The sequence below is a fragment of the Shewanella sp. MF05960 genome (assembly GCF_050849305.1).
In the GTDB taxonomy this organism is placed as follows: domain Bacteria; phylum Pseudomonadota; class Gammaproteobacteria; order Enterobacterales; family Shewanellaceae; genus Shewanella.
In genome coordinates this window covers 1-21,455 of the sequence record NZ_JBOZPS010000011.1, presented here as the reverse complement: position 1 = coordinate 21,455, position 21,455 = coordinate 1, and the positions used below count along the sequence as shown (strand labels likewise).

The 21,455-nt window shown below is 40.3% G+C and carries 17 protein-coding genes; 4 read left to right on the top strand and 13 right to left on the bottom strand.

The features are described 5' to 3' along the window. Nucleotides 1–43: 43 nt before the first annotated feature. Nucleotides 44–1,405, top strand: coding sequence for a sigma-54 interaction domain-containing protein (locus ACROAE_RS12465; protein ID WP_432402182.1), 1,362 nt, complete (start codon nt 44–46; stop codon nt 1,403–1,405). A 1,263-nt stretch (nt 1,406–2,668) separates the two neighbouring features. Then, the gene (locus ACROAE_RS12460) at nt 2,669–3,028 is read left to right on the top strand and encodes a hypothetical protein (RefSeq protein ID WP_432402180.1); all 360 of its coding nucleotides are present in this window, start codon (nt 2,669–2,671) and stop codon (nt 3,026–3,028) included. Between the two features lie 682 nt (nt 3,029–3,710). Here the strand turns inward: ACROAE_RS12460 and ACROAE_RS12455 are convergent. The 10 genes from ACROAE_RS12455 to ACROAE_RS12410 all read right to left on the bottom strand — a co-directional run bounded on the left by ACROAE_RS12455 (nt 3,711) and on the right by ACROAE_RS12410 (nt 14,126). Next, a complete protein-coding gene (locus ACROAE_RS12455; protein ID WP_432402178.1) occupies nt 3,711–5,354 on the bottom strand; it encodes a diacylglycerol kinase family protein in 1,644 nt (547 codons plus the stop codon). A gap of 69 nt (nt 5,355–5,423) precedes the next feature. Then, entirely contained in the window at nt 5,424–5,618 is a 195-nt protein-coding gene (locus ACROAE_RS12450; RefSeq protein ID WP_188958052.1) for a hypothetical protein, read from the bottom strand. Nucleotides 5,619–5,773: 155 nt separating this feature from the next. Continuing rightward, nucleotides 5,774–5,947, bottom strand: a complete 174-nt coding sequence (locus ACROAE_RS12445) for a DUF1328 domain-containing protein (RefSeq protein WP_188958050.1) — start codon at nt 5,945–5,947, stop codon at nt 5,774–5,776. A gap of 376 nt (nt 5,948–6,323) precedes the next feature. Beyond that, on the bottom strand, nt 6,324–7,535 hold the full coding sequence (gene arsJ, locus ACROAE_RS12440) for an organoarsenical effux MFS transporter ArsJ (RefSeq protein ID WP_432402176.1): 1,212 nt from the start codon (nt 7,533–7,535) through the stop codon (nt 6,324–6,326). A 6-nt stretch (nt 7,536–7,541) separates the two neighbouring features. Then, complete coding sequence (locus tag ACROAE_RS12435) at nt 7,542–8,552, bottom strand: ArsJ-associated glyceraldehyde-3-phosphate dehydrogenase (protein WP_432402174.1); 1,011 nt, start codon at nt 8,550–8,552, stop codon at nt 7,542–7,544. A 71-nt stretch (nt 8,553–8,623) separates the two neighbouring features. Then, entirely contained in the window at nt 8,624–9,445 is an 822-nt protein-coding gene (locus tag ACROAE_RS12430) for a metalloregulator ArsR/SmtB family transcription factor (RefSeq protein ID WP_432402172.1), read from the bottom strand. Between the two features lie 121 nt (nt 9,446–9,566). After that, nucleotides 9,567–11,162 carry a nicotinate phosphoribosyltransferase gene (locus ACROAE_RS12425; RefSeq protein WP_432402170.1) on the bottom strand — a complete coding sequence of 532 codons (1,596 nt, stop codon included), beginning with the start codon at nt 11,160–11,162 and terminating at the stop codon, nt 9,567–9,569. Nucleotides 11,163–11,172: 10 nt separating this feature from the next. Next, nucleotides 11,173–12,027 carry a ribose-phosphate diphosphokinase gene (gene prs, locus ACROAE_RS12420; protein WP_432402169.1) on the bottom strand — a complete coding sequence of 285 codons (855 nt, stop codon included), beginning with the start codon at nt 12,025–12,027 and terminating at the stop codon, nt 11,173–11,175. 150 nt (nt 12,028–12,177) lie between these two features. Continuing rightward, on the bottom strand, nt 12,178–13,104 hold the full coding sequence (locus ACROAE_RS12415; protein ID WP_432402167.1) for a hypothetical protein: 927 nt from the start codon (nt 13,102–13,104) through the stop codon (nt 12,178–12,180). Next, nucleotides 13,101–14,126 (bottom strand): SPFH domain-containing protein, encoded by a 1,026-nt coding sequence (locus tag ACROAE_RS12410; RefSeq protein WP_432402165.1) that lies wholly within the window; start codon nt 14,124–14,126, stop codon nt 13,101–13,103. The genes ACROAE_RS12415 and ACROAE_RS12410 overlap by 4 nt, the downstream gene beginning before the upstream one ends. A gap of 141 nt (nt 14,127–14,267) precedes the next feature. Between ACROAE_RS12410 and ACROAE_RS12405 the strand changes: the two genes are divergently transcribed. Together ACROAE_RS12405 and ACROAE_RS12400 are read left to right on the top strand one after the other, a co-directional pair. Then, the gene (locus ACROAE_RS12405) at nt 14,268–14,966 is read left to right on the top strand and encodes an NUDIX hydrolase (RefSeq protein WP_432402163.1); all 699 of its coding nucleotides are present in this window, start codon (nt 14,268–14,270) and stop codon (nt 14,964–14,966) included. A gap of 483 nt (nt 14,967–15,449) precedes the next feature. Continuing rightward, complete coding sequence (locus ACROAE_RS12400) at nt 15,450–17,261, top strand: hypothetical protein (protein ID WP_432402161.1); 1,812 nt, start codon at nt 15,450–15,452, stop codon at nt 17,259–17,261. Nucleotides 17,262–17,810: 549 nt separating this feature from the next. Here the strand turns inward: ACROAE_RS12400 and ACROAE_RS12395 are convergent. From ACROAE_RS12395 to ACROAE_RS12385, 3 genes are all read right to left on the bottom strand, one after another. Next, nucleotides 17,811–20,012 carry a two-component system response regulator gene (locus tag ACROAE_RS12395; protein ID WP_432402159.1) on the bottom strand — a complete coding sequence of 734 codons (2,202 nt, stop codon included), beginning with the start codon at nt 20,010–20,012 and terminating at the stop codon, nt 17,811–17,813. A 141-nt stretch (nt 20,013–20,153) separates the two neighbouring features. Next, nucleotides 20,154–20,690 (bottom strand): YfiR family protein, encoded by a 537-nt coding sequence (locus tag ACROAE_RS12390; protein ID WP_432402157.1) that lies wholly within the window; start codon nt 20,688–20,690, stop codon nt 20,154–20,156. Between the two features lie 10 nt (nt 20,691–20,700). Beyond that, a complete protein-coding gene (locus ACROAE_RS12385; RefSeq protein ID WP_432402155.1) occupies nt 20,701–21,333 on the bottom strand; it encodes a TonB-dependent receptor domain-containing protein in 633 nt (210 codons plus the stop codon). Nucleotides 21,334–21,455 lie beyond the last annotated feature (122 nt).

Below are 21,455 nucleotides of genomic sequence, written 5' to 3'. Positions count from 1 at the left end.
TTCGACATACATTGGTTATTAACAGACAGGGAGTGATATCGGCATGGGTCGTCCAGTACTTTTTTACCATTTGCGCCAGCCGCAAACACAAACTCAGCTCTTACAAATTCCGAGTTGCCAACATTTCAATAAAATAGCCAGTAGCATCGAGCGACCTTGGCTAGCTCAACTTGAAGACAATGCCGTAGATGTGGCCATTATCGAACTCGCCAATTTAAGCCAACAAGACTATCTCGATATCGCCAATAGCGAATTAATGGCTGATATCGAATTTATCTTTTTAAGCGAAGGCAAACCGAACCCCAACCTAGACAAATTAATGGCAACTGGGGCGGGTTATCATTTTCGTCAGCCTTACGATATGACGTTGATTGACGATACCTTAGAAGATTTTGCCCAAGACTTAGTGACCAAATCGGCTAAAAAACACCAACCTTTTTCAAGCGAGCTTGATCAATATGGTTTACTAGTGGGTTCATCACGAGCCATGCACAAGCTGTACAGAACGACGCGTAAGGTTGCGGTAACAGACAGTAATGTATTGATTATTGGTGAAAGCGGAGCCGGCAAAGAGTTGGTTGCCAATACGATTCACTTAGCCAGCAACCGTGTTAACGAGCCATTTATTGCCATTAACTGCGGCGCATTAAGCCCAGAACTAGTCGACAGTGAATTATTTGGCCATGTGAAAGGCGCGTTTACAGGCGCACATCGAGATCATTCCGGCGTATTTGAACAAGCTGAAGGTGGCACGTTATTTTTAGACGAAGTCACCGAAATGCCACTCGAGCATCAGGTTAAACTGTTACGGGTACTCGAAAATAACGAATATCGCCAAGTCGGCAGCCCTAATGTAAAAAAAGCCAATGTCCGTATTGTGGCAGCAACCAACCGCGATCCCGCTAAAGCCATTGAAAACGGACATTTTCGTGAAGATTTGTATTTCCGCTTAGCGCATTTTCCTATCAACGTGCCGCCGTTACGTGACCGTGGCAACGACATTAGCGGACTCGCCCAACACTTTTTAGCCTACCGCAATGCTGCAGAAAAGCTCAGTAAAGCTTTTACTGACGATGCTTTAGCTCTTATTCAACAACAAAAATGGCCTGGCAATGTGCGAGAGTTAAAGCATGCAATCGAACGCGCTTATATTCTTGCCGACGATATTATTGATGTCAGCCATATCAATATTAACCCGCTAGAACCGTCTACCGAGTCAGCGGAAGAAGATGTCCAAATCCCCGCAGGTATGCGTTTAGATGAACTTGAAAAAGTCGCAATCTATCAAGCACTCGATCAAACCGCCGGCAATAAAAATGACACAGCCAAGCAACTCGGCATTAGTGTCAAAACCTTGTACAACAAACTGAGTAAATACGAAGATCAAACCAGCTCAGAAGATTAAGAAACTCATCATCCCAGAAGAGATTCTGAGTTGGAATTTACCAATCCAATCATCCCGGCAATACTTTTAAGCTGGGACACACCAATATTGTCATCCCGGCAGTGCTTTTGAGTCGGGCACACCAATATCGTCATCCCGGCAATGCTTTTGAGCCGGGATCCAGGTGTTAGCTTTGTTCTTTTGTACAATGGCCTGCGGCCACTAACGTCGTGGCGCTTCGCCCACACCAGATTAAGATCGCAAGGTTCCACCCTGCACGGGCCAAAAGGGGATCAACAGCAATCCCCTCTTGGATCACCCCTGCCGTTCCGGCAACATTTTCGCTTTTTAACCAAACAACAGCAGCGAAAAAATTGCGACGGAAAATTATCCAGCTTTTGACCGCGTTTCGGTGTTCTTCAGCCTTATTCGAAAATGCTAACGCTTCAGATGGGGCGTCCCTTCCCCTCTAAAGCTAGCCAGACATCCATGTCTGGACTCACGTCATTTTCTTCAACGACCTCAAGTTCAGAGTTGAATTTGAACTGTTGCAAGCAATATACGTAACTCATTTATGCCCCAATATGTGTTTGGAATGCATAGTTATCTCGCTTTCCTAATCCTTAGTTGACCCAGTTTATCCAATCCATATAGAGTTCATCATGAGTGAGCGAAACTGGATGGGTATACCGTCATATTCAAACTTAATTAGTTTTGAGTGTTTTTAAGTCAATTCACATTCGCGTTTTTCAGTATGGTGTATTTAATTGAAAGCTGATAAGTTATTTGCATACAGATAGTTAACTGTGCGTGTTTTCACTGGTCTAAGCGAGATAAATACGCATCGCATAAATACTAAAACGTTAAATGAACCATATGGATAGTCGTATACTTAAAACATTAAATATAGTTACCATATTTTTTGCTGTGTTAGCAGGCGCTTTTTTAGCGTTATCGCCAACCTTTATTATTATAAGGAATAGCGTTTTTATTGGACTACTCCCATTTACAATATGCTTTATTGTTTCGTATACGATATCGTTAATCGTTCAAAAAAAGTTATCTTATGCGCTGATATTACCGAGTGTTTATACATTTACATTTGGTGGTTCTATGGGAATAGCATTGGTTATATCCGAATCATTTTCGTTCGAGAGAGGCTTTGAAATCACAACATTTCACCTTATATGGTTAGTAATCTCGATTATCAGTTGCCTTGTACCTAAATTTACAGTTCGCTTAATAGCGGGGCGTTATATGTGAATGACTATGGGTTGGAGTCAAATGGAAGTATTAAAAGGTATCAATCTCACTGACTCTTTCGTTTTAGATTGGAGTTATGAGAATAACTGTCTTTGCTTTGAGCTTGAGGCCAGCATCTGGCCTGAGTCCAGATATTATGCCGAGCCAAAGTTAAATGAATATACGTACTACCGAAAAGCAATACTTCAATTCACTAATGCAGTTTCCGTATCTGGTTTAAAGCCCAAATCAGTTGTAATGCCATCTATTGATCCAGACGGTTCAATTGATTATGGCAACATTGATACATTGCAGGTAGTCGATAGTGGATTTGAGCTTACCGGTAATTTTGGCAATATAAAAATATCTGGCGGGGAGCTTCGATTTCAAATTCATACATAACAATCTTTGTCATTCGGGCCTACTGTCTCCCGCGACGTTCAAAAGTTCGAGCGCATGCTCGTAACGTTAAACCATAGAAATTTTAATTCGAAACTCACTAATTAGATCTTAGCACCTAAACCGTTTATGTCCAAAAACGAGTTGGTTTTAGCTTTTAAACGCCCAAATTCAACTCTGAACTTGAGGCCGTTGAAGAAAATGACGTGAGTCCAGACATGGATGTCTGGCTAGCTTTAGAGGGGAAGGGTCGTTCCTTGGCATCCATGCCACCACGACATTCGTGAATCCATTCACATCAGACTCCCATCTGAAGCGTTAGCATTTTATTCTTTACCATAAAGAGTTGGCCGAAGCAGACTATAAACGCGGCCCAAAGCTGGATTAAATTTCCGTCGCAATTTTTTCGCTCATCAGAAAATGTTGCCGGAACGCTGAGGGTTTGCAAAGGGGTACAAGCGCTTTACCCCTTTGCTCTGGTGTGGGCGAAGCGCCACGACGTTAGTGGCCGCAGGCCATAAGCAAAATAAAAACAAACACCTGGATCCCGGCTCAAAAGCATTGCCGGGAAGACAAATTTAAACTAACCGACCCATATAGATATACTTGAATCAAACTAACGTTTATTCACACTGTCGTGGGCGAAGCATCACGACCTTAATGGCCTGAGGCCAGAAGAAGAAAATTACCCTTGTGGAATCATCACAGACAACGACTTGGGTTTCACCTCAATACGCATATCATCAGCCTCAAACAGCTCGCCATCAATCACGTACTTAAACTGAGTATCGGTTGTTAAATAGATTTTTTTCGCCTGTTGATGATGAATCGCACTATTTGCAGCGTTTTGGTCTCGACTGCCTGTTAAGCCTGCAAACAATAACTCGGTCATGCTGAGCAATTGTTGTGGCGAAGTCTCACTTGCCTCAATCCAGGTAATGTCGAGTAAACCATCATTAATAATCGGTTCGCCATTACCCTGAGCTAATACGCTGGAAAATGGCGCGGCATTGGCAACCACTAAACTGGTGGTGTCGATAGTGTGGGTTTCACCATCATCGAGCTGTAAGCGTATCGATAACGATTGATTTTCATCAATGGCTTCCCATAAGCCATTTAAATACGCTAACTGGCCCATGTCGTTCTTGGTTTCGCGGTCGGCTTTTTGAATCATTTTATGCTCAAACCCTAACCCCACCAGCAGTAACATAATGGTGTCGTTACACACTGCGGTATCAATACGTTGGTGATGGCCTTGAATTAAAATATCTAACGCCTGCGACACGGGTATTAACTTACTTGTGACACCAAATAAAGTGTGGCTTAACGCATTAGTGGTGCCCATTGGGATAATGCCTAAATAAATATCACTGTAGACCAACACCGAGGCGACCTCGTTAACCGTGCCATCACCGCCACAGGCTATAACAATATCAGCACCTTTGGCTTTAGCTTGTTCGGCTAATAGCACCGCCGATTTATCTTTGGCGGTGTACAACACATTAAGCTGAAAATAGCGCGATAGGGTTTGTTTAATATGATCGGCTTCATCGTGCCATTTACCGCCGCCCGACACAGGATTAACAATTAACCAGGCTTGTTTATGGATATTAATTTGCTGCTTTTGATGCATTTTTTCAACGCCAGCTAACTGCCACTTGTTCAAGCGGGCCGTTTGGCGAATATCATTAATGCTTTTGAGCACTTCGGTAAACTGACGATTTTTATCGCGGCACACTATATACGCGGCCAAGACTAATACTGAACGGCCTCGACCTAAGGCGCAATGCACTACCACATTGTTGCCTTTGCGTACCTGAGTGTGTAACCAGTTTACGGCTTGATTTAATTGCGCCACAGTTGGCACATTATGGTCTAACACCGGAATATTTAAATACTCGATATTTTCGTCCACTAAGGTCCATTCAAGTGCATCAAACTCGGCGGTTACATCTAAAATAGCACCTATTTTTTCACGTTTTAATTGCTCAACGTCACTTGGAAACAAACGGCAAGCTAAATACAATTGTTTATCTATCTTTTGAATTGCCGGCACTTTATCGTGCTTTCTTGCCCACGCGTTATACGCCTGACAGCCCATTAAAAACGGCACAAAACTCCAACTGATATACCACGGGATACTGCCATCCTGGCTTTTACGAAAAATCCCCGCGCTATTAAACCAATACGCAGAGCTGACTAGAGCTAAAGACAATGCCACCCAGCCAAACGCCACTTGCAGCACTACATTTGGTAATGCGATGCATAAGCACAACGCGATAAAAGTACCAAGGGTGTAATAATATTTAATGTGGATTTGGGTCGGCATAATCGGTCCTCCTGGAGTGAAATAATAAAAAGCGGCACTCATGCCTAATGCATGAGTGCCGTTATATTATTAACAGTCTGGATCTTCGGCTTTCATGCCTTCTTTTACATCTTCACAAGCATCCTCAACTGCATTACCCGCATCTTGAATCATCTCATCGACCTTCTCACCGGCATTTTCGGCTTTGTTATCTGAACATGCTGATAAACCAGCAGTTAATAACACCATAAAACTTGCCATTGTGATTAATTTTAATAATTTCATAATTCATCTCCTTGATGATGGTAAAGACTTAATTGCTGGCAGATGCTTCTACTAGCTACATTAAGATATGCTTAATTAACAATTAAGCCATGTTTATTATTTAGATGGCTGCTGTTAAATGACTATTGTTTGGATACCTGTTATTTAAATGACTTTTAGCGAGGTGATTTACCACGCAGCGCATTCGACACAAGCGAAATTAACAACAACACCACAAAGATAAAGAAAATAATTTTGGCGATCCCTGCGGCTGCACCTGCAATACCGCTAAAACCCAATAGACCTGCAATCACTGCTATCACTAAAAACATTAATGTCCAGCCCAACATAAAAACCTCCTTGGTATACGGTTTGTCTTAAATGTACTGAATATGCATAAACGATATTAGTACGTGCGATGAACTCTGTATGTCTGTGTTTTGTATACTTCTTATCGTTCGTATATTTCTCATTGTTCGTATACTAACTAAAGCCAGCATCGTGCCAACTTTCAAAAAAAATCGTAACCACCTGAAATTAATAAAATAAAAAGTTATGCGGATTAAAAGGGAAATCAGAAACCCAAACCTACGTAAGCAATTTTTACCGACTATTCGGTAAGAGTTTCAGGCTCAAAGCCTAATGGGAAACCAACAGATGTAAAAAAGGGCTGCCAACAATGGCAACCCTATTTTTTATGATGTTGATTTACGATTTACCGCATGTTTATCTTGGTAATTTAATGGATATCACCGCCGCTAAAGCAACAAATGCACTCGAGATCCACAAACAGGCTTCTAGACCATATTGTTGATACACCCAACCCGACAATACCGTACCAATTAAGCGCCCCATGGCATTGGCCATGTAATAAAAGCCGACATCGAGTGACACGCCATCATGTCCGGCATAGCTGACAATAAGGTAACTGTGCAGCGATGAATTAATCGCAAACACTGCACCAAACAGCATTAAGCCGCCAATTAATGACTGCTGAATATAAAAGTTAAAATGTAACGCTAATGCAATGGCTGCTGGGATAAGTAACAAATAACTAGCCCATAAAAAGGCCGAATGCCCTGTTGGCACCTTGCCTTGTTTTTTACCAGTAAAGTACGGCGCAAATGATTGCACTATGCCGTAACCAATCACCCAGCAGGCCATAAAGCCGCCAACCCACCAATGGTCCCACTGAAAGGTAACTGCTAAAAATACCGGCAATGCCACCACAAACCATACGTCGCGGGCACCAAACAAAAACATCCGCGTTGCCGACAGCATATTAATTGCCGGGCTTTTTGAGAACATATCAGTAAATTTAGGCTTGTTTTTGGCTTTACCTAAATCGGCTTTTAAGCTGAGTAAACTCATCAGCCACACTATGGTCAACATGGCGGCCATTGCTATCACGGCGCCGCGAAACTCAAGTAATGTCAGTAATAAGCCACCTAAAAAGAAACCCACCCCTTTTAAGGCATTTTTAGACCCCGTAAGAATCGCCACCCATTGATACAACTTACCCTGAGCATCACCAGGCACCAGCATTTTAATCGCGCTTTTGGCACTCATTTTATTGAGATCTTTAGCAATACCAGACAAGGCCTGCGCCGCCATAACATACATGACGGTCAGCATATCGGCGGGTACCGTTAACATGGCAAGGGCGACAATTTGCAGCCCAAGACCAATGTTCATGGTGTTATTTAACCCCAGTCTTGCGCCTAACCAGCCGCCAACCAAGTTAGTCACCACGCCAAAAATTTCATAAAACAAAAACAACATGGCAATGTTAAGCGGGCTGTAACCGAGCTGATGAAAGTACAACACCACCAGCATACGTAGCGCACCATCCGTTAAGGTAAACGCCCAATAATTACCGGTAATAATCAGGTATTGTTTAATCTGCGGCGGCAATGCGCTCAGAGATATCAGCCCCATGCTGAGTTATTCCTTATCTGCTAGGCCAACTTTGCGGGCAAGCTCAGCGGTGCGGTTAGCGTATCCCCACTCATTGTCGTACCACACGTATAATTTCAATTGGGTGTCGTTGACTACCATGGTCGACAAGGCATCAATAATGCTCGAGCGTGGATCGGTTTTATAATCAACAGACACAAGTGGGCGTTCTTCATAACCCATAATGTCTTTAAGCTCATTGTCAGCAGCTTGTTTAAGCAATTGATTCACTTCTTGTACTGTAGTGCCGCGAGCAAGTTCAAACACACAATCGGTAATCGATGCATTGGCCAGTGGAACCCGAATAGCATGACCATTTAGTTTGCCTTTAAGCTCAGGAAAAATGTGAGTAATAGCAGTAGCAGAACCGGTTGTGGTGGGGATTAAACTGATACCACAGGCACGGGCACGGCGTAAATCAGCGTGCGGAGCATCTAAGATGGTTTGGGTATTAGTGATGTCGTGGATTGTGGTCATCGAACCATGTTTAATGCCGATTTTTTCGTGGATAACTTTTACCACTGGCGCTAAACAGTTGGTGGTACAAGACGCAGCCGTCACAATCGGGTGAATCGCTTTATCATAAAGGTCATCATTTACGCCCATCACAATATTGAGCACGCCCTCTTCTTTCACTGGTGCTGTAACCACAACACGCTTAACACCTTGCTCTAAATACGCTTGCAACAAGGCCTTGGTTTTAATTTTACCTGAAGCTTCAATCACTACATCGCATTGTGACCAATCGGTATCTTGAGTGGCTTTATTTTGAGTACATGGAATAGCTTTGCCATTAATTACAATGGCATCGCCTTGATGAGTCGCCTCATGATGCCAACGACCATGCACAGAATCAAAGGTCATTAAGTGCGCTAATGTTGCGGCGTCACCAGCGGGATCGTTAATATGAACAATTTCCACGTCGTCCCAATCGTACGCTGCGCGCATTGATAAACGTCCCATACGGCCAAAACCATTAATTCCGATTTTAATTTTCATAATATTTCCCACTAAATTTAAAGTAAATTAAGCTGAACTAAACTAAATTTAAGCACCTAAGCATTGCAGAGTTAACGGCAAAAACTGACTTTATCAGGGCGGTTTTTCATGCTGTCTAGACGATCAAGATGCGGCAAGATTAACGCAATGTTATTTTCGGTCGTTTGCGCAATCACCGACTTAATCCATAACGGTAATGCTGAATTAATCCGATAAAACACCCATTGGCCATGTTTTCTGTCGCTTAGAATATTGGCCTTTTTCAGTAAGGCTAAATTACGTGACACTTTAGGTTGGCTCTCTTCATTAAGCGCTTGCATTAACTCACACACACACAGCTCACCATGATAATGAGTCAGCATTAAGGTTTTTAGACGGATATCGTCGGTTAAGCATTTATAAAACGCGATGGGATCGACATCGGTTAGCGCCTCTTCGGCGAGCGGTTCAACTTCGGCTGGTGTTTCAATGGGTGCTGTTGCAGACGCCTTACGTTCCACCAGCAAAAACATTGATAAGCGATTGTTAAGCTCGGTTAAAGTGCTGGAGAAAGGATGGTTACCTTTGCGTGTTTTAGGATCAGGAAAATCCCAGGCGAGTTGCTTACCAGCCCCAGGAAAACTGCGGCATTCGCTATTGGCTTTATCGCAAAGCGTAATCACGTAGTCAAAGGCTTGCCCAGCAAAGGTTTGTACATTTTTAGACACTAAATGACTGGCGTCGACACCAAACTTTTGGATTGCTTCAATCGCCCTTGGGTCAACTTGCTCCGGCTCAGTACCCGCGCTGAAAACCTCAAATTGATCAGCGGCTTTGCTCCTTAATAACGCCTCAGCCATTTGTGAACGGGCAGAATTTCCAGTACACAAAAACAATACGCTTTTCTTTTTCATAGATGACGGGCTCAGCTGGGATCTTAAAAACATTGTATATATGAATATTTACATATACAAGATTAAGGCAATAAAAAAGCCTATTCAGGATAATGAATAGGCTTAATATTGGATATTATTATTAAATTTGGTCGTTAATCACTTGTCGTATTTGTTCAAGTGACGTTTCTTTAACTAGATGTCCATTTTCAAAAACAGTCTCAAGTAAACCTTGATCCTCTTCAATATCTGTAACATCATCAAACAACACTAACTCACCATCAACGCGCTCGATTTTAAGTAAGCCTTTAGCTGATTTTTTCTTAGTATCTGTTTTAGGATCTTTAAATATCGCGACCCGCTCACCGTTTTTAACCACACTGGTTGCCTTAACTGCTGAGCCATGGGTATCACGGGTGACATACTGGTAGCTATACGAACCAATGCCTAAAACCACTTTAGACGCAAAGCCTTTATCCATTAAACGCTGTAATATTTGACGTTGGCGCGGTAATGTAATTGCGTCACCGTAAATAGCACCAATATGCTCATCAAGTAACTTAAAACCTTTGTCTGTGGTAGTGCCACCAAAAATATCCCAAAGGCATTCAATAAGCCCTTTGACTTCAAAATCCATTAAGCTAATGGTTTGCTCTTCTTCAAAAGCAAAATAGTTTCCATTCCAACGGTAAGCTTCATAACCATTGATAATGGCCTCTTTTTCAGCCTCATTTTGAGTATTAAACAGTTCTGCATAGTCAGAGACTGGAGAAACTTTATATCCGGTCAGAATTTTTACCGGATCACCTGAGTCTGGGCGGATAACTAATGTGCCTTCACGGGCCATGATCTCTTGCTTTAACTGAGGTAAATATTCCGTCACCAACGTCCAGAAGTCCCAAGTGTCAGACACCACACTCAATATTCCTTTTGGCGACTGTTCTTTCATCAAATATCTAAAGAACTCAATTTCGCCTTCCATGATCCAAGAACATGTCACCGAATGTTCAGTCGCATCAACAGAACAACCTACAAGCTCAGTATCAACGTTGGCACCATAATATTTCTCAGCAAACAGTACAGCTGGAATGGTATCTGTACCGACTAAACCAGAAGCCAAATGACCAAAACCACTCATTGCCGCAGCTTGTTTACCAAACATGCCTCTAAAGCTGAAGTCATGCCCCTGAAAAGGCACAAAATCCATTGGTAACCCGGTTTTTTCTGCAAATTCTTTGAACACTTTTAAATAGGCTACTGACGTTGTTGCACTTGTTTGAATGGGCCAATTTTCACAACTCAACACGGTTTCAATCATGTTAGTTAACCACTGAAAACCTTCTTTGGTGTTAACAACAGTGATAGGTGGTACCAAATAAGGAACCAATGTACCTTCTGGTAACGCTTTAATTTTGAGTGGTAAATAACCTAAATCGTGAAGGTCTTCTAGATATTGAACATTAACGGGGTAACCTAACATCGCACTCAGAATGCGTTTATGATTGGCAACGGCAGAGGCTTTATCCACGTTAAAAAATTCAGCCCATTCGTCCTGTAAATAGCTTTTAATGAAGTACTGTAAACCCACAAAAGCAACTTTGTCGTTATTATCTACATTACTTAGCTTGCCACTTCTTGAGGTAAAGTTTGCATATACCTCAGTGACGTCTGGATGATAAGCACGGCTATGAAATTCTTTATAAACATCTTTTTGCATACTTGCAGCGGTAATAGTCATGAGGGTTTCCTTACATCTCGATGATGTGTAACTTTATGTTTTTATTTTGTGTAAACTCTTCTGCGGGTTTAAACGAATCTGTGGTGTAAATCGTATCGATTAACCCTTCAAACACATCTAGGCCTTTTGAGAAAATACCGTGGGTAATAAACAATGAAACTTCAATAGCGCCTTTATCTCTTAGGACCTTAGCAAGTTCAATAAAAGTACGTCCGCCATCACAAATGTCATCTGCAATCAGCACTTTTTTGCCTTGAACGTCACCTAAGATTTCGGTACTGATAATGTCACCACTTTTAAGATCTCGAATTTTCTGAGCTTGAATAACCTCAGGTTCGCCCTTAAATGCTTCGGCAATTTTTATTGTTTTTTTGCTGGCCCCAGCATCAGGAGAAATAAGTGTTAACTCTCCCGTGGCTAGGCGTTGGCATAACGCTTCGTAACGCATAAGCAATGACAATTGAGGAATATTAACGACTCGGTGTAACAGCGCTGGAGATACGTCACTATGAGCATCCCATATTGTGACTTTAGAAAAATTAAGTTGATTGATAAAGTTTGCCATAACAGAAGCACCTAACGCTTCTCCTTCGACACAGACTCTATCTTGGCGAGCATAAGGGAAATAAGGGATAACGAGTTCAATTGGGATACTGTCATTTGACAGTCTTCTTAGTGCATCGACTGCCACCATTAATTTTACAATTTGAGATGAACTGGTTAAACGAGCAAAAATTTCGATTTTTACTGACGTTAATATCTCTTCTATATTAAAGCGGATATGCTCTTCACCGCCAGAAAAAGTAAAAGTGTCATAGTTAAATACCGTTTTATTTCCTGATACATCGTGACTAAATACATTCATGTTAACTCCCTTTAATATAGTGTCTGTAGGACACTATTGAATATAACAAAGACGCTAATCTTAAGCAAGGCATTTGTGTCATTGAGACACTATTGTTGGTGTATAAGGAAAAAGAGTAACAGCTAATTCAACTAACTGATATTAAAAAAATTACTCTTTTTTAATCAAATGGCCAACACGTGAACTCATTGAAATATAGGCAACGACACCTGCATTGAACTCAATGGCGTCTTGTTCAATACCATCTGAAAATATCACTCCGTTTTCAGGCATTTTTGATGCCATAGAAAAACCAGATTGATTTGAAATTTGACCAAAAACGAGTTCGCAACCGGTTTTAATTGAAGGAAATGGCTCCCTAACGGAGTAATAGAGATATGGGCTTGCCCACGGAAAACCGTCTGTAAGCTCATCCTGAATAGGTTGCTTTGCGATACCTCTTGCACCTGCCAGAATGCTTTTAAACCAACCCGTAGATCCCAAGCCGGTACTGATGATCACACCACTTGAACTTTGCTCTTCATGTTGCTCATTAATGGATAATGTATAACGTGCAGATGAATGTGTTTTCGGACCAATGAATATATCGTTTACGGCTAAAAGCGTCTGGCCTAAATTGGTGTTCACTTCTGCCATAGAAATATTGTCAGTGGTGACAGTACCGCTTAAGGTTTGTAAAACAATATCTTTTAGCTCCCCTATCAAAAAAGGTAGCAGTTTACCCGCATACACTGATGGCATGGGGTTAATCGCAATAACGGGTTGTCCATTGAGATACTTCAAAGTATTCGCGACCAATCCATCTTGTCCAATCACTATAACAATGTCGTCTGGTGAAAATAGGTAAGTAGACAATACACTTCGTTCAAGCAATTGTACGCGGCTAATCGTTTTAAGGTAATCAACAGCAATATTGATAACATTAGTGTAAAGATGATTTTCTTCTTCGTAGTCGGTAAATGATTCACCTAAATGCTCAAGATAAAACTTCGCTTGGCCTAAAGTACAATATTTTTGCTTAAGCTCTTCAAGTCGAGTTTTGCGAGTCACTACCACCATTTTTCGGTTTGAAATCATCCGCGCCCCCCATCTTGTCGATTCGTTAACGCCAATAATAAATCTGGTGAGAAATTTAGATTGCCAATCTTATTGTCCCCTTGAGTCAAGTTTTCGATTGCCTGTGCAATCAATTGCTCAGGCTTCATGCCACTCATACTCATGACTTTAAGCTTTTCAATATCAATATTTTGATAGGCTTGCATCTGCACTTGTATTTTATAGGCTTGCACATCTCCACGCGCCTTTTCGTTTGCAGCATTAATGGTAACTAACTGCTCTAATTGCTTCTCATCTTCTATTTGAGCTTGGATGGTTTCTTGATTAATTTTAAATTGTTGTTGCTTGCGAAGTCGTACGGCTTCTAACTTCGATGTTTCAAGATCTTGCTGTTTCTTTTGAATCGCTTTTTCTGTCTCTAGCTCAGACTCTTTAACACTCTTTTCTTGCTCAATACTGGCTAGACGTCTTGCATAGATTGCTGAATCGGCTTCTTTCAACAAACTTTCTCTAATTTCCGCCTCTAGTGCCTTGCCTGTTTCTGGCGTGGGTTTGATTGCGGTGAGTGATACATCCGTAATCCCAACCCCTAAACTCGTAATAGCGTCAATACTAGCCAATCCTTGCTTAAGGTCTAACGTCAGCTGTCGAGCGCATGTTAATGCATTTTTTAATGTCATGGATTCAATATGATTACGCAGTAACACTTGTACTGCTCGCTGAACACGTTCGTCTAATTTTTTAGGGTCATCAGAAACATACTGCCCAGTAGGCTCAATAGTAAAATTGAGCATTTTTGCTGCCTCTCGTGGTTTTTCAATCCGATAAGTAATTTGTCCCTGAAGACTTAACTCCTGGAAGTCTGCCGTTTGTAGTCTGAAGACAAAAGGAAGTTCCTTACTGTTACTTGGAATAGCAACCAATGATGAGCTTGGCGCATAGTAGAAAAAACTGACTCCTACGCCCTCTTGAATAACATTGCCTTTTTTAAATAGCATCAAGTGTGTAGATGGATCTGCTTTTATATATTTTAAACCAAACATAACAACCTCCAATTAATGTCTCTTTGACACAATTATTGTTGTCCCAGAGACATTATTGTGTCAATGTTTATTTTTAATTGACGAAACACTGACGAATCATTAATGTGTCGTAAAGACATAAAGGCATTGAGATAAATAGAAATGACTGAAGAATATGATATCAACCAGTTCAAAAACCCATTATTTACCGTAGATAGTGTGCTATTTACCGTAAAGGATGCGGCCTTAAAAGTGCTTATGGTAAAGCGTGCTAACCAACCATTTATAGGTTGCTGGGGATTACCTGGCGGGTTTGTTGATATTGATATTGATGACACAACGGATAAAACCGCACTGAGAAAGCTAAAAGAAAAAACCAGTGTAGCGCCACCTTACATTGAACAACTACAGGCATTTTCAAGCAGCGATAGAGATCCAAGAGGATTCAGCGTTACCTTGGTTTATTTTGCATTAATTGCTGAACAAGATGTGTCATCACATATAGACACGGTTGAAGACGTGCAGTGGATTGATGTTAATCAATTAAAAAGCTTATCCATTGCTTTTGACCATCAATACATTATTGAGCAAGCGCAACTGCGTCTTCAACAAAAAGCGTTATATTCCATGGTCCCCGTATACTGTTTGCCTGAATATTTTACGATTGGACAACTCAAAACCGTTATTGAAACAATTATCGGTAAATCGATTCAACGTAAGAGCTTAATTCGTCGTATTGAAGCTTCTGAAATGTTTGCAACGATAGATGAAAAAGTTAAATCCGGTGGCCGTTTAGCCCAACTTTATAAAATAAAACCGGATGTAGACATTGTTAACTTTGAGCGGAATTTAAGTGTTTAATAGAGTGAATCTAATAGCCACAGCCATTGATATTCGATGGCATATTGTGTCATTAGCGCGAGTATTTTTCTTGCTCATGCAACACTACGGTGAATTCCGCCGAACATGTTATAGGGCTGACGTTAGTTAACCCCAAATACACTGACTCTTCATTGAGTTTGTCTAAAAGGGTCACTATTCAACATGAGATAAACATTTAGTTTCTAATATATTGGCAAGATTATGGCAAGCTTCACACGTCATTTTTGACCGATAATGTTTAGCAAAATACATAAAAATAACCCACCAGCATGGTTTTAAATCACGTGTAATATTGATGTTAGCTCTTGCCGCCTCCCCCTTTTATTAATGCCTAAATTCAATCAAAAACGAATAGATCATTTTAGCGTTAAAATAATGATCCATTCGGGCTGGTTAACATACTTGAAACATTTATAAATGTCGGATAGATTACGGCTAACTAAATTGGATAACGGATTTTCAATGAATAAGTTTGTGGTTTTTTGTCGCGGGTTCATCCTAGCCAGCATGGGCTTAATGTGTTTTTCGAGTGCCGCAGAAGATGCCTTTAACATCTTGCAAACGCTTGATTACAGGGAAGAACAACAAGAGCTATACCCTGACAGCGTAAGAACATATCACTTTGATAAATCAACAAATACGCTTTATTTAATTGGCAATAATCTCGACTCAGATATCACTGTACAGACACTTTATATTTGGCAATATGAGCCAACATCGCATTTACTTGAATTCAATCAAAAAGTCGTACTCGATTTCGCGGATAATGAATACATTAACTTCAAGATTGTCGCAAAGATTGACGATAAATTAATTATCAGTAATCAAGACAACCTCGACTCCAGTAATTATCTTTCAAGTATTGATTTAAATGATGGGTTTAAACTGGTCAAAGAAGTAGAGCTTTTCCCTGGTATGGGGGGGTATATCAATGTTACTCAATCATCTGAAAACACTATATTTAGCTTGATATATTCTCAAAATGCCATCATCGCGACACACTGCACCGTGAATGTTACAGACATCACTTGCCAAGATGTTCAAGGTGAATTACCTGACTTATCAAATTTCACAACATCAGCTTTTTACCGAACTTATTTCCTAGTTGGTTTTAATCAATTTCTGTTTGAAATATCTGATAGCAACACAGGCATAGCTAAGGCATACATATTCCGCTTCGATGAATTCGGTAATATTTTTTTACTAAATGATATTAGTTTACCAAGTAATGTTAGATTGAAAGGGATTACTGCACTCAGTACTAAATCAGAATTATTTATCTACTCCGGTAATACTAATTTGTATCCTGACAAACATTACATTTATGAAAATGATCAATGGTCAGACTCAGGCTTCACTCCAGGACGTGGGGTTGAGGATATAAATTTACCTGTACAATTTGTAGCAGATATAGACTATGGGTTAGGGCCTACATGTAGAGCGATAATTTACAGTAAAGAAAAATTATCGTTACATTATACAAATCAAACCCGAAATTTACTTGCGATGAGTGAATGCATTCTTATTGAGGAGGAATATGGGCTAAGCATAGCTCAGTCGGCTAAAATTATTCAGTCTTTTCAACTTGCTAACACATTACCTATCACACAATTAGACTCTCTAAATAGTTTTGAGTGGACACAAGATCAATACAATGAGATCAACCTCAAAAACTATTATACCAACCCAAGTCAATTGACGATAAAAGGGCTGCCAGCACCATTAACGTTTGACGGCGAAAAAATAACAGGTAAGCCAGGGAAAAAGGATCTATTCGTTCCATCCAGTGGTGGTAACTATGAAATGATCGATAGGTCCAGGGTTGAAGTATTTTCAGGCACAAAACTTCTCACCAGTTTTTTTATCCATTTTAAAAATATAAATGATGCACCAGAGTTAATAAGCCCACTGAGCAAGGAGTACTTAAAAGCAGGTGGTTCTTATGAAATTGCCATGCAAGATTTAGTTTGGGACCCTGATTACGATAGCCCTTTAATCTACACATTTGCCAACCTTCCACCGAACTCAATTGTGGATGATTATGGGGGATTACAAATCATTTCGGCTAAAACAGGAAAATACTCCATAGGCGTTACGGTCAATGATGGCCAAGGTGGAATACTTAAGTTTCCACTAGAGGTTGAAGTTAATAGTAATGGTTCTGAAGGTGGTTCAAGTGGTGGCAGTATAGGAGTTAACGTCTTAGTGTTTCTCTTTGTATTGCTGTTACTTAGAAGCAATACAGCACTTTTGCTCCAAAGACGCAAACGATAACGCGCTTAATACAATATAGAACGAAGACAACATTTTAAGCTTAAAAATCAATCATATAGATTATTATAAAGCAATTTGCACAAAAAGATTGTCTTCGTTTAATTCAAATAGTCTTCGTTGCAATTTCATCTTTACGAAGTGAGCCACCAATGCCGCGATTATCGAAGGTGATCACACCGTAACCATTATGAACATTCTATCTAGGTCAAGCTAACATAAAATAAATAAGGAACTGAACATTAGCTTAGTGGCTAAAAAGTTTAGCTTTAGAAAACGAAACTTAGAGCGTAGCTTTGTGTTGGCAACACACATCCCATTCAAAAAGTAAGGATCGACATAGCAAAGACGTTACTGATGTCTAGCACCATGACCATCAAAGCCATTTCATACTATGTGGGTTATAAAAATGAAAGCTTTTTCAATTGGCGATTTAAAGTCAATACGAGTGTCACATTCGCTAGATGACGCAATGGATCATCGATTTACATCAACCAACTCACTAATAAAGTTGAGGTATGTAACATTAAAATTTATCCCGTCACATAACAATTAAACCATTTCCGGTGGTAAGGGTTTACTATACAAATAACCTTGTAAATTAGTACATCCCATAGCCTTAAGTAACTCTTGCTGCTCTATGTACTCGACACCTTCAGCTATCGTACTGAGCTCTAAATTAAGTGCTAACTGCACGATTGTGCGAGCGATAGCGGCATCTTTTTGATTGCTCACAATCCCGTCTACAAACGACTTATCAATTTTTAATGTATCAATGGGGAAACTCTTTAAGTAGTTTAATGAAGAGTAGCCAGTTCCAAAATCATCAATAGCTAATTTCACACCGAGTTTTTTTAACATAAATAACAAAGCAATCGCCTCATCGACGTTACTGATGATTGCCGATTCTGTAATTTCTAGCTCTAGTAGGCTTGGTGGTAAACCGGTTTCTGTTAGCGCACTTTTAACGTGGTCTAAAATATTTGCATGGTTGAATTGCAACGCAGATAGATTGACAGCCATGCGTTGAAAATTTGTATCTGCAATATGTATCTGCTTCGCTTTATTACAAGCTTCAAGCAAAGCCCATTCCCCTATAGGAATAATCAAGCCGCTACTTTCAGCAATCGCGAGAAAATCTATCGGAGCTAATAAGCCTCTTGTGGGATGATTCCAACGTAATAATGCTTCGTATCCAACAATTTCCCCATCAATTGAATTAACTTGTGGCTGATAATAAAGTAATAGCTGATTACCTAAGATAACGGCTTCTCGGAGTTCGGCTTCAAGTTGAAGTCGATCCATTAATGCTTTATGCATTTCATGTGAGAACAGTTGGTAACTATTTTTTCCGCTATTTTTGACTTGATACATGGCTGTATCTGCATGTTGCAATAATACATCGCCAGTAGCACCGTCATCTGGATAAAAGGAGATGCCTATGCTTGCGGAAATAAAAGTCTGCTGCCCTTGAATAAAGAAGGGCTTGGAGAGTGAATCAAGAATTCGCTGAGCAATATTAGCAACGTTTTCAAGCTGGTCTAATTGACATAAAAGTAGCGTGAATTCGTCACCGCCCAAACGCGCAAGATGATCATTTTCATAATCAAGCCTAGTTCCCACACTGATTTGATCCGATATACGTACAGAATCTTTAATACGTTTGGCCGCTTCACATAATAATTGATCGCCAGCTTGATGCCCCAAACTATCATTTATTCTTTTGAAGTGATCTAAATCGATAAACAGTAATGATAATTGGGTTGTTTGCCGCTTTGCTAAAGCAATAGCTGAGTCCAATTGCATAAGAAACTTACGTCTATTGGGCAGATCCGTTAACGTATCGTAAAAGGCATAATAAGCGATTTCTTGCTCTGATTTTTTGCGGCTCGAAATATCATGCAAGGTGCCATTAATTAGCGGTTCACCAAAATGATAAGTGATATCTGTTCTGTCATGCAGAGTAATGACTTCGCCACTACTATGTAAAATACGATACTCTATATCATATGGTTTTTTGGCCTTTAAGGCACCCATGACAGTTGTCTTTAAAAAGGACCGATCATCAGGATGAACAACTTCGAGCAAATAAGGCAGCGTAATTTTTACTTCTTGAGGCTTCAAACCAACCATACGATAAACTTCATCAGAACAGTCTAATGCATCGGATTTAAAATCCCATTCCCATGAGCCTAAGTGAGCAATACTCTGTGCTTTGGCAAGCTTGTTTTTACTCTTGGTTAATTCCTTTATCGTCTTATTGGCTTTAAGAACATAGTGGATTCGATGGCTAAGCAGCGGCCACTGAACGGGTTTCGTCATAAAGTCTGTAGCACCAACATCGAAGGCTTTTTTAATATCTTGAGGCTGATCTAAGGCGGTAATCATTATAATGGCGACATTATCCCCTCCGGGTAATGAACGAATGACAGAGCAGCATTCAAAACCATTCATCATATCCATCGATACATCGAGTAGTATTAGATCTGGCAAATGTTTGGAAAACTGCTCTATGGCTTCCTCTCCACTGCATGCTTCAATAATATTACCCACGGACTGACTCAGTGCCCGGCGCATTAGCAGTCTAATGACAGGATCATCATCAACGATTAATACCACATCTTGAAGTGTATTTAACGACATTAGACAAGCCTCTCTAACTTTAGGCAATTCAACATCAAAAGAATCCCCAGATTGATCCATTTCTGAATTTATGTTCACTTTTGAGAGCATGGGCATAAATATTGGCATCATTCATCACTCTACGCTCTCATCAATTAAGTCTACAGGTTAGTTATTTTCGAGGCTGTTGCTCAAATTGTAACGTTTTTGAGGGGATTTAGATGGCTTAAATGAGCTGATAAATAATGATGTTACTCGTAAAATAATGTTTCATCATCGTTTAACCTCGAGTGCTAATTTTAAGACTTGTGAGCTGACTTTTAATCCTGATTGTTCTAAAATTTGCATATTAACCTTAAAATATAAGCGCTTATCTTGTTCGACAATTTCAATCATCCCGCCCTGCATCTCAAACCCCGAGATATCCGAAACCGTTAAAATCGCTTTGTTTTCTACCGCTAATAATAAGCGATGTGTTAATTCTCTAGACTTAGCATCAATAAATACCACATCACACTGTTCGACTTTACTGATATCGGATAACTGAATAACGGTGACAGACTGATTGGCCAATGTTTTATTAGCAAGCCCCGTAAAACTGTCATGATATTGATTACCGAAGTAACAGATTTTCCATGCAGACATTTCATTGAGTCGTGATTCAGGCCACTGAGTAAACTTAGCAAAGTTATAAGTTAGTGCGGCCTTTAACTCGAACGCATCTTGCGCAATAGCGGTACCCGGAAGCAGAGCAAAGCCCATAATCCATAATGAATACAATAACTTCCTACTGAAACTGACTTTTTTCATAATTGCCAGCTTAAAAAGTTAAGCTTGCTTTAACGTAATAACTAGGCCCGACTCGATAAGGGAATTGATAGTTCTCGCCTTCATACTCAAGGTGAGCAGGATGAAGTAAATTCTTTCCGAACGCCGATAACAAGACATCAGGAGTTACAGCCCAGTGCAACCCAATATCTACACCATGGTAGCTATCAATGGTCTTAGTACTAAGGTCATTGGTATTGATGACATAAGCGTCACCCATATATCGCCACACTAGATTAAGATCGATATCATCAGTAATGCTCCAGTCCATCATTGTCGACAACATATGCTCTGGCGCATCAGTGTTTTGACTTTGATTTTCACCAAATTCATTTTGAATAAAGCTATAATTCAGTTTGAATTGGATAGCATCGGTTGCAGCCCACATAGAAGAGAACTCGAAGCCATAATTATGTCCTTTGAGATCATTACCAAATGTTAAGTATTGCGAAATATAATTAGGAAAAGTGCTGAAATCTGTTGTGCTGGTGAGAGCACTGCGGAGTTGACTATAATCGTTATAAAATATTGTTGAGTCAAATGACCATTTTTTTGCAGGCGTAACACGGTAACCCAATTCATAGGAAATGATTTCTTCAGATTGATAATCTTCGTTACCAGCCATATATGGACGCTCCCGGTGAGTCAAGATAATACTCTGCTCACCGAAGGCTTTTTGGCCTTAGTTTTCTGTACAACATTCTCACTCTTATCGTTGCTTTTGATGCGCTCATTTACCGCTAGAAG

Bases quoted from the DNA above. Each gene is read 5' to 3' on its own strand.
- ACROAE_RS12465 (WP_432402182.1), top strand. From the start codon at position 44: ATGGGTCGTCCAGTACTTTTTTACCATTTGCGCCAGCCGCAAACACAA.
- ACROAE_RS12460 (WP_432402180.1), top strand. From the start codon at position 2,669: ATGGAAGTATTAAAAGGTATCAATCTCACTGACTCTTTCGTTTTAGAT.
- ACROAE_RS12455 (WP_432402178.1), bottom strand. From the start codon at position 5,354: ATGCCGACCCAAATCCACATTAAATATTATTACACCCTTGGTACTTTT.
- ACROAE_RS12450 (WP_188958052.1), bottom strand. From the start codon at position 5,618: ATGAAATTATTAAAATTAATCACAATGGCAAGTTTTATGGTGTTATTA.
- ACROAE_RS12445 (WP_188958050.1), bottom strand. From the start codon at position 5,947: ATGTTGGGCTGGACATTAATGTTTTTAGTGATAGCAGTGATTGCAGGT.
- arsJ (WP_432402176.1), bottom strand. From the start codon at position 7,535: ATGGGGCTGATATCTCTGAGCGCATTGCCGCCGCAGATTAAACAATAC.
- ACROAE_RS12435 (WP_432402174.1), bottom strand. From the start codon at position 8,552: ATGAAAATTAAAATCGGAATTAATGGTTTTGGCCGTATGGGACGTTTA.
- ACROAE_RS12430 (WP_432402172.1), bottom strand. From the start codon at position 9,445: ATGAAAAAGAAAAGCGTATTGTTTTTGTGTACTGGAAATTCTGCCCGT.
- ACROAE_RS12425 (WP_432402170.1), bottom strand. From the start codon at position 11,162: ATGACTATTACCGCTGCAAGTATGCAAAAAGATGTTTATAAAGAATTT.
- prs (WP_432402169.1), bottom strand. From the start codon at position 12,027: ATGAATGTATTTAGTCACGATGTATCAGGAAATAAAACGGTATTTAAC.
- ACROAE_RS12415 (WP_432402167.1), bottom strand. From the start codon at position 13,104: ATGATTTCAAACCGAAAAATGGTGGTAGTGACTCGCAAAACTCGACTT.
- ACROAE_RS12410 (WP_432402165.1), bottom strand. From the start codon at position 14,126: ATGTTTGGTTTAAAATATATAAAAGCAGATCCATCTACACACTTGATG.
- ACROAE_RS12405 (WP_432402163.1), top strand. From the start codon at position 14,268: ATGACTGAAGAATATGATATCAACCAGTTCAAAAACCCATTATTTACC.
- ACROAE_RS12400 (WP_432402161.1), top strand. From the start codon at position 15,450: ATGAATAAGTTTGTGGTTTTTTGTCGCGGGTTCATCCTAGCCAGCATG.
- ACROAE_RS12395 (WP_432402159.1), bottom strand. From the start codon at position 20,012: ATGATGCCAATATTTATGCCCATGCTCTCAAAAGTGAACATAAATTCA.
- ACROAE_RS12390 (WP_432402157.1), bottom strand. From the start codon at position 20,690: ATGAAAAAAGTCAGTTTCAGTAGGAAGTTATTGTATTCATTATGGATT.
- ACROAE_RS12385 (WP_432402155.1), bottom strand. From the start codon at position 21,333: ATGGCTGGTAACGAAGATTATCAATCTGAAGAAATCATTTCCTATGAA.